The organism is Arthrobacter sp. SW1, from assembly GCF_001766675.1.
In the GTDB taxonomy this organism is placed as follows: domain Bacteria; phylum Actinomycetota; class Actinomycetes; order Actinomycetales; family Micrococcaceae; genus Arthrobacter.
Window position 1 is genome coordinate 45,961 of the sequence record NZ_MJLT01000006.1, and the last position, 13,390, is coordinate 59,350.

Here is a 13,390-nt window from a genome sequence, read left to right on the forward strand (position 1 = left end):
TCACAAGCTAGCCGTCGAAGCCGTCGTCCTCTGCCTGCTCCGGCAGTTCTTCCTCGGCGGAACCGCTGCCGTGCGCTGAGGGGGACAGCAGGGCACGGAGCCCGTCCTCCGCGGCGATGGTGGTGACGAAGAACAGTTCGTCGCCGCCGTCGATCACATCATCCCGGCTTGGCGTGATGGGGGCGTGGTCGCGCAGGATCGCCACCAGGGTGGAGTCCTCCGGCCAGTCGATCGCGCCCACCGTGCTGCCGATGATGTGCGAGTCGTGCGGCACCGTGAACTCGACAAGCGAGGACACGCCCGTCTGCAGGGTGAGCAGGCGCACCAGGTCGCCGATCTCCACTGCTTCCTCCACGAGCGCCGTCATCAGCTGCGGAGTGTTGACCGCGACGTCGACGCCCCAGGAGTCGTTGAACATCCAGTCGTTCTTGGGGTTGTTCACCCGGCCCACCGTGCGGCCCACGCCGAATTCGGTCTTCGCCAGCAGGGACACCACCAGGTTGACCTTGTCATCACCGCTGGCGGACACCACGACGTCGGCCTCCTCCAGCTTCGCCTCCTGCAGCGTGCTCAGTTCACAGGCGTCGCCCACCAGCCAGCGCGCACCGCGCAGGCCGCTGCGTCCGATCACTTCGGGCTTGAGGTCGATCAGCAGGATTTCGTGCTTGTGTGCCAGCAGTTCACGGGCGATCGATGATCCCACGCTGCCTGCGCCGACGATGACGACTTTCACTCGGACTCCTTCGCGGGAACACTGGCCAGGATGCGCTGCACTTCGCTGCTGCGGCTTGTCTCCAGCATCACGTGTACGGTGTCGCCCTCCTGGTAGGAAGTGCCATGCCCGGGCAGGATGCCTTCGCCGAAGCGGGTGAGGAAGGCCACGCGGGTGCCGGAGGCGGCTTCGATGGCATCGATGGAATGGCCGATCCACTTGTCGTGCAGATCCACCTCGGCCAGGACCAGCCGTCCGGAGGGTTCGCGGTAGTCGCCGGCGAGGTGCTGTTCGGGCAGGATCCGGCGGAGCACCTGGTCGGCGCTCCAACGCACCGCCGCCACCGTGGGGATGCCCAGGCGCTGGTAGATTTCGGCGCGGCCGGGATCGTAGATCCGGGCAACGACGTGCGGGACGTGGAAGTTCTCACGGGCCACGCGGGTGGCCAGGATGTTCGAATTGTCGCCGCTGGAGACGGCGGCGAACGCGTAGGCCTCATCGCAGCCGGCCTGTTTCAGGGTGTCCCGGTCGAAGCCGACGCCGGTGACCTTCCGGCCGGTGAAACCGCTGCGGAGCCGGCGGAACGCGCGGTCGTCCTGGTCGATGATGGCCACCGAGTGGCCGGAGTCCTCCAGGGTGTGCGCCAGCGTGGCGCCGACCCTTCCGCAACCCATGATCACGAAGTGAGCCACGGTCTCTCCTTCTAAACTTGTGCTTGTCGCTGCGTAAGACTCTACCGGGGGCAATGTCGCTTGCCATGACATCGCCTGTGAATACGAGTAACGTGGCCGGGTGCTGACTATTTTCAACGCGGTCAAACGGGTGCTGGTGGGGCGGCCCTTCCGGAATGACAGCTTGTCCCACACCCTGCTGCCGAAGCGCATCGCACTGCCGGTCTTCGCCTCGGACGCACTGTCCTCGGTGGCCTACGCGCCGGACGAAATCCTCCTCACCCTCGCCTTGGCCGGCGTGAGCGCCGTGGCGTTCTCCCCGTGGGTGGGCCTCGCCGTCATGGTGGTCTTGCTCACGGTGGTGGCCTCCTACCGGCAGAATGTCCACGCCTACCCGTCGGGCGGCGGCGACTACGAGATCGCCAGCGTCAACCTCGGCAAGCAGGCCGGACTCACCGTCGCCTCCGCGTTGCTCGTGGACTATGTGCTCACCGTCGCCGTGTCGATGTCCTCGGCCGCCACCTACCTGACCACGGCGGTGCCCGCCCTGCACGGGCAACAGGCCCTCATTGCCACTGTCGGCGTCGTGGTCCTGGCGCTCGTCAACCTGCGCGGCATCAAGGAAGCCGGCACCATCTTCGCGATCCCCAGCTACATCTTCATGGCCTCCATCCTCGGCATGACCGCTGTCGGCATCTTCCAGGCCGCCACCGGGCAGTTGGGGGAGGCTCCGTCCGCGGAGTTCACGATTGTTCCTGCCCATGGATTCGACGAGGGCCTGGTGGGCCTGGCCGGGGCGTTCCTGCTGCTGCGGGCCTTCTCCTCCGGCGCCGCGGCCCTGACCGGTGTCGAAGCCATCAGCAACGGCGTGCCCAACTTCAAGAAGCCCAAGAGCAAGAACGCTGCCACCACCCTGCTGCTGCTCGGGGTGATCGCGTCCTCCATGCTTGCGGGCATCATCTACCTGGCCAACGCCACCAAGGTGCACATCGTGCTGGACCCGGCCACGGAGTTCCTGCTGAACGGGCAGCCGCTGCCGGATGACTACATCCAGAACCCGGCCATCAGCCAGATCGCGCAGACGATCTTCGGCTTGGGCTCCATCCCGTTCTACATCGTGGTGGCGGCCACCGGCACCATCCTTGTTTTCGCCGCCAACACGGCCTTCAACGGCTTCCCCGTGCTGGGCTCCATCCTGGCCCAGGACGGCTACCTTCCGCGCCAGCTCCGCACGCGCGGCGACCGCCTGGCCTACAGCAACGGCGTCCTGGCCCTCGCCGCCGGTGCGCTGGTACTGATCCTGGCGTTCAATGCGGACGTCACCAAGCTGATCCAGCTCTATATCGTGGGCGTGTTCATCTCCTTCACAGCCAGCCAGCTGGGCATGATCCGGCACTGGGGACGCGAGCTCAAGCTCGCCAAGGACAAGGCCGTGCGCCTGCGGATCCTCAAGTCGCGCACCATCAACATGGTGGGCTTCGGCATGACCGCCCTGGTGCTGACCATCGTGCTCATCACCAAGTTCGAACAGGGCGCCTGGATCGCGTTGCTGGCCATGTTCGTGCTGTACCTGATCATGTGGAGCATCCGTGCACACTACGACAACGTGGCCAAGGAGCTGGCCGTGGACGAGGATTCTTCGCCCCGAGCCCTGCCCACCAGGGTCCACGCGATCCTGCTTGTGTCCCACGTGCGCAAGCCGGTGCTGCGGGCCCTGGCGTACGCGCGGGCGTCCCGGCCGTCCCGGCTGGATGCCATCATCGTGGACATCGACTCCGAGGAAACCGCGCGCACCGTGGCCGACTGGGACAAGCTGGACATCCCGGTGCCGCTGACTGTCCTGGCCAGCCCGTACCGTGAGACCGTGACGCCCATCCTGTCCTACGTGAAGAACATGCGCCGCGATTCCCCGCGGGACCTGATCGTGGTCTACATTCCGGAGTACGTGGTGGGCAAATGGTGGGAGCAACTGGTGCACAACCAGACCGCCCTGCGCATCAAGGCACGGCTCCACTTTGAACCCGGCGTCATGGTGGCCAGCGTGCCATGGCAGCTCAAATCCTCCGAAGAAGCAAAGGCACTGCAGGACACCCTATGACGCATCACCAGCTTTCCCGTCCCCGCCCGCATTCCAGCGCGGACGAGGCGCCCCGCGAACTGGTGCTCGACGTCGGGCCGGTCGCCCACGGCGGGCATTTCGTGGCCCGCCACGAGGGCCGGGTCATCTTCGTCCGGCACGGCATCCCGGGGGAGAAAGTCAGGGTCCGCCTCACCGACGCAGGCGACGACTCCCGCTTCTGGCGCGCCGACGTCGTCGAGGTCCTGGAAGCGTCCGCGGACCGGCGGCCGCACTTCTGGCAGCAGGCGGATTCGCCGGCGGCCTGGCGCAAGGGCGGACCGCCCGTGGGCGGCGCCGAGTTCGGGCACATCAGCCTGCAGCGGCAGCGGCAGCTGAAGTCCGAGGTGCTGGCTGAACAGCTCAAGCGGCTCGCCGGCGTCGAGCTTGCCGTGGAGGTGGAGCCGGCCGGCCCTGGTGATCGCGACGGCGGCGGGCTGGCTTGGCGCACCCGCGCCGGTTTCGCTGTTACTCCGGAAGGCCGCCTGGGCATGCATGCCCACCGCTCCGACGTGGTAGTTCCGGTCCGGGAGATGCCCCTTGCCGTTCCGGCGATCAATGAGTTGAAGCTCTGGGACATCGACTTGCACGGAATTGTCCGGATCGAGGTCGCGGCCCCGGCCAACGGTTCACGTCCCCTGGTGCTGCTCGCCTTGGAGGAGGACGCCGATCCGAAGCGGCTCGGAAAGGTGCTCGCCCGGCTCCCGCATGAGGTCTCCGTGGCACGCTTCGATCCTGCGAAGGGCGATGTGCTTCAGCTGCGCGGACGCACCTGGGTCCAGGAATCCGCGGCCGGGCACGAATACCGGGTCACCGGCGAGGGCTTCTGGCAGATCCACAAGGACGCCCCGGACACGCTGGTGGGTGCCGTCAGCGCCTTCCTGCACGACGGCGGCTACCTCCTTCCGGGCTCGACGGTCGCCGACCTGTACGCCGGAGCGGGGCTGTTTACCGCGCCGCTGGCCGACGCCGTCGGCGTCACCGGATCGGTGCTGTCCGTGGAAGGCTCGCCGGGCACCAGCCGCGACGCGCGGAAGAACCTGCACGGCGAAGGACACGTGGAAATCGTGCAGGGCAGGGTGGAGCGGGTGCTGCGGAACCGGCCGCGCCGCTTCGACTCGCTCGTCATCGACCCGCCGCGCGCCGGCGCCGGCAAGGCTGTGGTGAAGCAACTCATGGATTCGGGACCGCGCGCCATTGCGTACGTCTCCTGCGATCCGGCGTCGTTCGCCCGGGACCTCGGCTACTTCCGCGCCGGCGGCTGGAAGCTCGGGGGACTGCGGGCCTTCGACCTGTACCCGCACACCCACCACCTGGAAACCGTGGCATTGCTGGTGCCGGACGCGTAGGCGACATTACGATGGGGCCATAGTCGTCCCATGTCGCGTCCTTGGCCATGGCAGGCCTCGATGCCCGGCGCTTGAATTAGGTTTGCCTAACTAGATAGCGCTGACCCGCGCGACAAAGATGAAAGCTGTTGCGAGAGGAGTCCTGCCATGAGCACTGTGGACAGCTTCGGTTCCAAAGGCGTACTGAATGTAGCCGGCACCGATTATGAAATTTTCCGGTTGAACTCCGTTGAAGGCGCAGACAGCCTTCCGTTCAGCCTCAAGGTATTGCTTGAAAACCTCCTGCGGACCGAAGATGGCGCCAATATTACGGCCGACCATGTCCGCGCCCTGGCCGGCTGGGATCCGAACGCGGAGCCCGACACCGAGATCCAGTTCACCCCCGCCCGCGTCATCATGCAGGACTTCACCGGCGTCCCCTGTGTCGTGGACCTGGCCACCATGCGTGAGGCCGTCAAGGACCTCGGCGGCGACCCCAAGCGCGTCAACCCGCTGGCACCGGCCGAAATGGTCATCGACCACTCCGTCCAGATCGACGTCTTCGGCAACGCCGGCGCCCTCGAGCGCAACATGGAAATCGAATACCAGCGCAACGGTGAGCGCTACCAGTTCCTGCGCTGGGGCCAGACCGCGTTCGATGACTTCAAGGTCGTTCCCCCGGGAACCGGCATCGTGCACCAGGTCAACATCGAATACCTGGCCCGCACCGTCATGACCCGCGAGGTCAACGGCGTGCTGCGCGCCTACCCGGACACCTGCGTCGGTACCGACTCCCACACCACCATGGTCAACGGCCTGGGCGTGCTCGGCTGGGGCGTCGGCGGCATCGAAGCCGAGGCCGCCATGCTCGGCCAGCCGGTCTCCATGCTCATCCCGCGCGTCGTCGGCTTCAAGCTCAACGGCAGCATCCCGGCCGGCGCCACCGCCACCGACGTCGTCCTCACCATCACCGAAATGCTGCGCAAGCACGGCGTGGTGGGCAAGTTCGTCGAGTTCTACGGCGAAGGCGTTGCCGCGGTGCCGCTGGCCAACCGCGCCACCATCGGCAACATGAGCCCCGAATTCGGCTCCACCGCCGCCATGTTCCCGATCGACGACGTCACCCTCGACTACCTGCGCCTCACCGGCCGCTCCGAGGAAAACGTCGCCCTCGTGGAGGCATACACCAAGGAACAGGGCCTCTGGCACGATCCTTCCCGCGAACTGCGTTTCTCCGAGTACCTCGAGCTGGACCTGTCCACCGTGGTACCGTCCATCTCCGGCCCGAAGCGTCCCCAGGACCGCATCGAGCTCACGGACGCCAAGGAGCAGTTCCGCAAGGACATCCACAACTACGTCGCCATCGCCGACGGCAGCGTGGACGAATCCCTCGCCGAGTCCTTCCCGGCCTCGGACGCCCCGTCCTTCACCCACGCGGATTCCCACACCACGGAAACTGCCCGCGTGGAGTCCGCAGCCAACGGTGCGCACGGCCGCCCGTCCGCTCCGGTGCACGTGAAGACCGCCGACGGCCGCGAATTCGAACTGGACCACGGCGCAGTGTCGATCGCCTCGATCACCTCCTGCACCAACACGTCCAACCCCTCGGTCATGCTCGCCGCGGCACTGCTGGCCCGCAACGCCGTGAACAAGGGCCTCACCGCCAAGCCGTGGGTCAAGACCTCCGTGGCCCCGGGCTCCAAGGTCGTCACCGACTACTACGAGAAGTCCGGCCTCACCCCGTACCTCGAGAAGCTCGGCTTCTACATCGTCGGCTACGGCTGCGCCACCTGCATCGGCAACTCCGGCCCGCTGGAACCGGAGATCTCCGAGGCCATCCAGGCCAACGACCTTTCCGTCACCGCGGTCCTTTCCGGTAACCGCAACTTCGAAGGCCGCATCAACCCGGACGTCAAGATGAACTACCTGGCGTCCCCGCCGCTGGTCATCGCCTACGCCCTGGCCGGCACCATGGACTTCGACTTCGACACCGATGCCCTGGGCACCGACTCCGAAGGCAACGAGGTGTTCCTCAAGGACATCTGGCCGAACCCCACCGAGGTCCAGGAAGTCATTGACTCCTCGATCGACGAGGGCATGTTCGCCAAGGGCTACGAAGGCGTCTTCGACGGCGACGAGCGCTGGCAGGCACTGGACACCCCGGCCGGCGACACCTTCGCCTGGGCCGAGGACTCCACCTACGTCCGCAAGCCCCCGTACTTCGAGGGCATGAAGGCCCAGCCGGATCCCGTCCAGGACATCCAGGGCGCCCGCGTGCTGCTGAAGCTGGGCGATTCGGTCACCACCGACCACATCTCCCCGGCCGGTTCCTTCAAGTCGGACACCCCGGCGGGCCAGTACCTGCTGGCCAACGGCGTGGAGCGCAAGGACTTCAACTCCTACGGTTCCCGCCGTGGCAACCACGAAGTCATGATCCGCGGCACCTTCGCGAACATCCGCATCAAGAACCAGCTGCTCGACGGCGTCGAGGGCGGTTTCACGAAGGACTTCACCCAGGAAGGCGCCCCGCAGGCCTACGTCTACGACGCCGCCCAGAACTACCAGAAGGCCGGCACCCCGCTGGTCGTCCTGGCAGGCAAGGAATACGGTTCCGGTTCGTCCCGTGACTGGGCTGCCAAGGGTACCGCGCTCCTGGGCGTAAAGGCCGTCATCGCCGAAAGCTACGAGCGCATCCACCGCTCCAACCTGATCGGCATGGGCGTCCTCCCGCTGCAGTTCCCGGCCGGCGAATCCGCTGCAACCCTGGGCCTGAGCGGCAACGAAACCTTCTCCGTGGAAGGCGTCACCGAGCTGAACAACGGCACCACGCCGAAGACGCTCAAGGTGACCGCAACGGCCGAGGACGGCACCGCCAAGTCCTTCGACGCCGTGCTGCGCATCGACACCCCCGGTGAAGCGGACTACTACCGCAACGGCGGCATCCTGCAGTACGTGCTGCGCCAGATCTCGGCGAACTAGCAGGCAGAAGCACGACGACGGCGGCCCCGGCTGGTCATCTGACCGGCCGGGGCCGCCGTCGTCCGCGTTGTAAAGTTAACAGGCACGTCAATCACCTAAGGAGGGGCCGTTGGGACTCTTGGAGACAATCCGGACTCCGCAGGACCTGGCCACGCTGGGCAGCACCGAACTCGAACAGCTCGCGGGGGAGATCAGGTCCTTCCTGATCACCAACGTCGCCCAGACCGGCGGCCACCTCGGCCCCAACCTCGGCGTGGTGGAACTGACCATGGCGATCCACCGGATCTTCGAGTCCCCGCGTGACAGCATCGTCTTCGACACCGGGCACCAGTCCTACGTGCACAAGCTCCTCACCGGACGCCAGGACTTCAGCACGCTCCGCCAGCAGGGCGGCCTGTCCGGCTACCCGGACCGCGGTGAATCCGAGCACGACATCGTTGAGAGCTCGCACGCGTCCTCCTCGCTGTCCTGGGCGGACGGCATCTCCCGCGCCCGCCAGCTGACCGGAGACGGCGACCGCTACGTCGTGGCCGTCGTCGGCGACGGCGCGCTGACCGGCGGCATGGCCTGGGAAGCCATCAACAACATCGCCGCGGACAAGCGCCGCCGCGTGGTGATCGTGGTCAACGACAACGGCCGGTCCTACGCCCCCACCGTGGGCGGCCTGGCCGACTATCTGGCGTCCCTGCGCCCCACCATCGACTCCTTCCGCGCCGCACCCGCCTATGAAGGTGCGCTGGAATGGTGGAAGAAGCGCCTGCAGAACGGCGGCCCGCTGGGCCAGTTCACGTACAAGAGCCTGCACGCCATGAAGAAGGGCGTGAAGGACTGGTGGGCGCCGCAGGGCATGTTCGAAGACCTCGGCATGAAGTACATCGGCCCGGTGGACGGACACAACCTCCAGGCCCTCGAGAACGCTCTGACCACGGCCCGCAACTATGGCGGGCCGGTGATCGTGCACGCCATGACGGAGAAGGGCCACGGCTACGCGCCGGCCCGGGCCAATGAGGACGACCAGTTCCACGCCGTCGGCGTCATCGACCCCGAAACGGGCGAGCCCACGGCCGCAGCCGGAGCCCAGTCCTGGACGTCCGTGTTCGCCGAGGAAATCGCGGACATCGCGGACGAACGCGAAGACATCGTCGGGATCACCGGCGCCATGCTCATTCCGGTGGGCCTGCACAAGTTTGCCGCCCGGCACCCGGAGCGCGTGTTCGACGTCGGAATCGCCGAACAGCACGCCCTCACCTCCGCGGCGGGCATGGCGTTCGGCGGCCTCCACCCGGTGGTCGCCGTCTACGCGACCTTCCTCAACCGCGCCTTCGACCAGCTCCTCATGGACGTGGCCCTGCACAAGGCCGGGGTCACCGTGGTCCTGGACCGGGCCGGCGTCACCGGCCCGGACGGCGCGAGCCACCACGGCATGTGGGACATGGCGATGGTGCAGATCGTGCCCGGGCTGCACCTGGCCGCACCGCGCGATGCCACCCGCCTGCGCGAAGAACTGCGCGAGGCCGTGGCCATCGACGACGCCCCGAGCGTGGTGCGATTCTCCCGCGGCAGCGTGGGCAACGAGGTCGAGGCCATTGAACGCCTGGCGGACGGCGTGGATGTGCTGGCCCGACGCCCCGAAGGTTCCACCGAAAACGACGTGCTGATCGTGAGCGTCGGCGCCATGTCCGAGCTCGCCCTCGACGTCGCCGCACGCCTGGGCGACCAAGGCATCAGTTCCACGGTGGTGGACCCCCGCTGGGTGCTGCCCGTGCGGAAGTCCATCATCGCCCTCGCGGCCCGGCACCGCCTGGTGATCTGCATCGAGGACGGCGTGCGCGCAGGCGGCGTCGGCTCCCGGATCCGCCAGGAAATGCGCGCGGCCGGCGTGGACACCGCACTGAACGAGGTAGGCCTGCCCGTCGAGTTCCTGGCGCACGGCACCCGCAGCCAGGTGTTGGAACGCGTAGGCCTGACGGCCCGCCAGATCACCCACGACGTCGTGGCCCAGGTGCTCGGCACGAAGGTCCCGTTCGCGCGGCCGCTTCCGGGCCAGGAACATCCGAGCACCGGCAGCATTCCCACCCTGTGATGGCCGCCAACGTTCAGGGTGATCGGGCTCCCGAAGGCCTCCAGCCCGGCGACCTGGTGGTGGCCCGCAACCGCAAATGGGACGGCACTGCGCATTGGGTGGTGCCGGGCCGCTACCTCGGCGAAGACATCCATGGCTGGTGGATCTTCCAGGGCCGGAACGAGTTCTGTTCCCGCCCCGGCGCGGCCTTCTACACCGCGTCCGACGCCGTGCTGCTGATCCCGCGCAGCGGCGACTGGGTGGCCACCTTCTACGACGACAGCTACCCGGGCGATTTCCGGATCTACATCGACCTGGCCCTTGACCACGGCTGGAACTACCTGCGCGAAGGCGTGGCCGAGTTTCACATGGTCGACATGGACCTGGACGTCATCCGTTCCACGACGCGCGGTGTGTTCATCGACGACGAAGACGAGTTCGAGGAACACCGGGCGGCCATGGCCTACCCGGACCACGTGGTGTCCGGGATCCGCGCGGAAGCGGAGCGCCTGCGCCGGGCCGTACTCACACAACAGGAACCATTCGACGGAACGGGACCGGCCGGCACATGTGCGGCATGGTTCGGAAAAGGACGGGCATGAGCGGGATCATCCGCAGCTACAAGCGCGACGACGACGGCGTACTGCTGTTCCGCGAGGCGTGGTACGACGAGGACTACGGCCAATTCGTCATCAACCACGGCACCGTGGGCCACCAGAGCAGCACCGACGCCACCGACGTCGAGGACGAGGACTCCGCTGAGGGGCTGCTGGCGGCCTTCGCCGCGCAGTGCGAGGAAGACGGCTATGCCGAGCTTCCCGAGAACGAGCAGTTCCATGTGGTGGCCCAGTTTGCGCTGAAGAGCAAGGACGGCACCGAGCGGGACCGGTACCTGGAACGCAAGGCAAGCGCGGCCCTGCGCAGCGCCTTGGCCTGGCGGGGCCTGGGGACGGTGGAACGCTCCGAAATCGGCAACTCGCGGCTGAACATCTTCTGCCTCTGCCCGGACGTGAACAAAGCCGTCAACGCCATCAAGGTCTGCATCCGCGGCGAAGACCTGGACTTCACCAAGCTCAGCATCGCCGCCGCGCCGTACAGCGATCCCACGGCATTCAAGGTCAAGCACTCGCCCAAAAACGCCACGGGCTTTACCCTCTAAGGAACACGAGCACCCGCGTGGAAAGGGAAACCTGGTGACCTCCAAACGGAACTGGCCCGGCCATACCCCCTTGCCGAAAGGACTTGCCGTCCCCGCCCGGCGGGCCCTGGCGCACGAAGGCCTGGAAACCCTGGAACAGCTCGCCGAGTTCGGCGAAGAACGCGTGGCGGGCCTGCATGGCATGGGGCCCAAGGCCATGGCCCAGCTGCAGGACGCCATGGAGGAAGCCGGAATCAGCTTCGGCGGCTGAGGACGGCCGAAGCCAAGCCCCTGGCGCCCGGAACCGGGGCGCGCCAGCCGCGTTATAGGCTGGCTCCATGACTGAATACCGCCGTCTTGGAAACTCCGGATTGACCGTCTCGGTGGTCGGCCTCGGCTGTAACAACCTGGGCCGGGCCAACACCGCCACCGAATCGCAGAAGGGCACGGACGCCGTCGTCCACGCGGCCCTGGACGCCGGGGTGACGCTCTTCGACGTCGCGGATATCTACGGCAAGGAACCCGGGCTCAGCGAAACGATGCTCGGCAAGGCGCTCAAGGGCCGCCGGGACGACGCCGTGGTGGCCACCAAGTTCGGCATGGGCATGAAGGGTGCCAACGGCAAGGATTTCGGCGCCCGGGGTTCCCGCCGCTACATCATCCAGTCCGTGGAAGCCTCGCTGCGCCGCCTGGGCACCGACTGGATCGACCTGTACCAGTACCACACCCCGGACCAGCTGACCCCCATCGAAGAAACCCTCGCCGCCCTGGACGAGCTGGTGCGCAGCGGCAAGGTCCGCTACATCGGCCACTCCAACCGCTCCGGCTGGCAGATCGCCGAGGCCGAATACGTGGCCCGGATGAGCGGGGGCGCCCGCTTCATTTCCACCCAGAACCACTACAACCTGCTGGACCGCCGCGCCGAACTCGAAGTAGTCCCCGCCGCGCAGCAGTTCGGCCTGGGCGTGCTTCCGTACTTCCCGCTCGCCAATGGCCTGCTCACCGGAAAGTACGCTCCGGGCCAGGCGCCCAAGGGCTCCCGCCTCAGCCACACCCGCACCCACATGGTGCACGACGCCGACTGGGAACAGCTGGGCCGGTTCAGCCGGTTCGCCAAGGAACGCGGACTGAACGAGCTGCAGCTGGCCTTCTCCTGGCTCGCCGCGCAGCCGGCCGTCAGTAGCGTCATTGCCGGCGCCACCCGTCCGGAACAGATCGTGGAAAATGCCTCCGCGGTCCGCTGGGTTCCCACCGAGGCGGAACGCGCCGAAATGGATGAGATCTTCCCGCCGGAACCGAAGGTGGCCCTGTTCTGATGCCGGAACCGGTCAGCCTGCTGCTGGACTGCGATACCGGGATCGACGACGCCCTCGCGTTGGCGTACCTCTGCAGCCAGCCGCATGTGGAGCTGGTCGCTGTCAGCAGCACCCCAGGGAATGTGGACGTGGAGCAGGTGGCGCGCAACAACCTGGCCCTGCTCGAACTGTGCGGCCGGCCGGACGTTCCCGTCGCCATCGGGGCGCGGACGCCCCTGCGGATCCCGCTGGTCACCACGCCGGAAACCCACGGACCGCAAGGCATCGGCTACGCCGAGCTGCCGGAACCGCGGAGCAACGTGCAGCCGCGGGACGCCGTCGAGCTCTGGATCGAAGCCGCACGGGCGCGGCCGGGGGAGCTGACCGCGCTCCTGACGGCACCGCTGACCACCTTCGCCCTTGCGCTGCGCGCCGAGCCGCGGCTGCCGGAGTTGCTGCGCGGCGTCGTGATCATGGGCGGCAGCTACTACTACCAGGGCAACACCACGCCCACCGCGGAATGGAACACGCACGTGGATCCGCATGCCGCCGCGGAGGTGTTTGCCGCGTATTCCGGGATGCCCGAGGAGCGGTTGCCCGTGGTGTGCGCGCTGGAAACCACCGAGCGGATCGAGATGCGCCCGGACCACCTGGAAGCACTTGCCCGGGAGGCCGGCTGCGCGGAGCCGGAACTGGTGCTTCCCGGCCAGCCCGAAGGGCAACGCAGTACCGCATCCAACGTTCTGATACGGCACCTCAGCGACATGCTGCGCTTCTACTTTGAATTTCACCGCGCCTACGACCAGGGCTACATCGCGCATGTGCACGACTACTTCGCAGCAGCCGTTGCGGCGGGAACCGCCCGTTACGGCACCCGGACCGGAACGGTCCACGTGGAAACCGAAGCGCCGAAGCTGATCGGCACCACCGTGGCCGACTACCGCGGACTGTGGGGCGAGGCGCCGAACGCGAGGATCGTCTCGGAGAACCACCCGGAGGAGGCCTTCGCGGAGCTGATCCGGTCCGTGGGAAGGCTGGCCCGGCAGCTGGGGCAGTTGGGGGCGGGGCGATAGGACCAGGGCGATAGGA

The 13,390-nt window shown here is 67.2% G+C and carries 11 protein-coding genes; 9 read left to right on the top strand and 2 right to left on the bottom strand.

All coding sequences use genetic code 11. The features are described from left to right. Window positions 1-7: 7 nt before the first annotated feature. Window positions 8-733, bottom strand: coding sequence for a TrkA family potassium uptake protein (locus BIU82_RS05695; protein ID WP_070348511.1), 726 nt, complete (start codon window positions 731-733; stop codon window positions 8-10). Next, on the bottom strand, window positions 730-1,404 hold the full coding sequence (locus BIU82_RS05700; protein ID WP_070348512.1) for a TrkA family potassium uptake protein: 675 nt from the start codon (window positions 1,402-1,404) through the stop codon (window positions 730-732). Before BIU82_RS05700 ends, BIU82_RS05695 begins: the two co-directional genes overlap by 4 nt. A gap of 100 nt (window positions 1,405-1,504) precedes the next feature. Here BIU82_RS05700 and BIU82_RS05705 point away from each other — a divergent pair, with 100 nt between their 5' ends. The 9 genes from BIU82_RS05705 to BIU82_RS05745 all read left to right on the top strand — a co-directional run bounded on the left by BIU82_RS05705 (window position 1,505) and on the right by BIU82_RS05745 (window position 13,374). Then, the gene (locus BIU82_RS05705; protein ID WP_070348513.1) at window positions 1,505-3,481 is read left to right on the top strand and encodes an APC family permease; all 1,977 of its coding nucleotides are present in this window, start codon (window positions 1,505-1,507) and stop codon (window positions 3,479-3,481) included. Continuing rightward, window positions 3,478-4,848, top strand: a complete 1,371-nt coding sequence (locus tag BIU82_RS05710) for a TRAM domain-containing protein (RefSeq protein WP_070348514.1) — start codon at window positions 3,478-3,480, stop codon at window positions 4,846-4,848. Before BIU82_RS05705 ends, BIU82_RS05710 begins: the two co-directional genes overlap by 4 nt. Before the next feature lie 147 nt (window positions 4,849-4,995). Then, window positions 4,996-7,806: an aconitate hydratase AcnA gene (acnA, locus tag BIU82_RS05715; RefSeq protein ID WP_070348515.1), complete on the top strand. Its 2,811-nt coding sequence runs from the start codon at window positions 4,996-4,998 to the stop codon at window positions 7,804-7,806. Between the two features lie 109 nt (window positions 7,807-7,915). After that, window positions 7,916-9,889 carry a 1-deoxy-D-xylulose-5-phosphate synthase gene (gene dxs, locus BIU82_RS05720; protein ID WP_070348516.1) on the top strand — a complete coding sequence of 658 codons (1,974 nt, stop codon included), beginning with the start codon at window positions 7,916-7,918 and terminating at the stop codon, window positions 9,887-9,889. After that, window positions 9,889-10,470, top strand: a complete 582-nt coding sequence (locus BIU82_RS05725) for a DUF402 domain-containing protein (protein ID WP_070348517.1) — start codon at window positions 9,889-9,891, stop codon at window positions 10,468-10,470. Before dxs ends, BIU82_RS05725 begins: the two co-directional genes overlap by 1 nt. Further along, window positions 10,467-11,027 carry a hypothetical protein gene (locus BIU82_RS05730; RefSeq protein WP_070348518.1) on the top strand — a complete coding sequence of 187 codons (561 nt, stop codon included), beginning with the start codon at window positions 10,467-10,469 and terminating at the stop codon, window positions 11,025-11,027. Before BIU82_RS05725 ends, BIU82_RS05730 begins: the two co-directional genes overlap by 4 nt. A gap of 34 nt (window positions 11,028-11,061) precedes the next feature. Continuing rightward, window positions 11,062-11,277 carry a hypothetical protein gene (locus BIU82_RS05735; RefSeq protein WP_070348519.1) on the top strand — a complete coding sequence of 72 codons (216 nt, stop codon included), beginning with the start codon at window positions 11,062-11,064 and terminating at the stop codon, window positions 11,275-11,277. Window positions 11,278-11,344: 67 nt separating this feature from the next. Next, complete coding sequence (locus BIU82_RS05740; protein WP_070348520.1) at window positions 11,345-12,322, top strand: aldo/keto reductase; 978 nt, start codon at window positions 11,345-11,347, stop codon at window positions 12,320-12,322. Continuing rightward, window positions 12,322-13,374: a nucleoside hydrolase gene (locus BIU82_RS05745; protein ID WP_070348521.1), complete on the top strand. Its 1,053-nt coding sequence runs from the start codon at window positions 12,322-12,324 to the stop codon at window positions 13,372-13,374. Before BIU82_RS05740 ends, BIU82_RS05745 begins: the two co-directional genes overlap by 1 nt. The last annotated feature ends 16 nt before the right edge of the window (window positions 13,375-13,390 follow it).

Excerpts from the sequence above, each read along its gene's own strand:
- BIU82_RS05710 (WP_070348514.1), top strand. The coding sequence starts at position 3,478 with ATGACGCATCACCAGCTTTCCCGTCCCCGCCCGCATTCCAGCGCGGAC.
- acnA (WP_070348515.1), top strand. The coding sequence starts at position 4,996 with ATGAGCACTGTGGACAGCTTCGGTTCCAAAGGCGTACTGAATGTAGCC.
- BIU82_RS05725 (WP_070348517.1), top strand. The coding sequence starts at position 9,889 with ATGGCCGCCAACGTTCAGGGTGATCGGGCTCCCGAAGGCCTCCAGCCC.
- BIU82_RS05730 (WP_070348518.1), top strand. The coding sequence starts at position 10,467 with ATGAGCGGGATCATCCGCAGCTACAAGCGCGACGACGACGGCGTACTG.
- BIU82_RS05740 (WP_070348520.1), top strand. The coding sequence starts at position 11,345 with ATGACTGAATACCGCCGTCTTGGAAACTCCGGATTGACCGTCTCGGTG.
- BIU82_RS05745 (WP_070348521.1), top strand. The coding sequence starts at position 12,322 with ATGCCGGAACCGGTCAGCCTGCTGCTGGACTGCGATACCGGGATCGAC.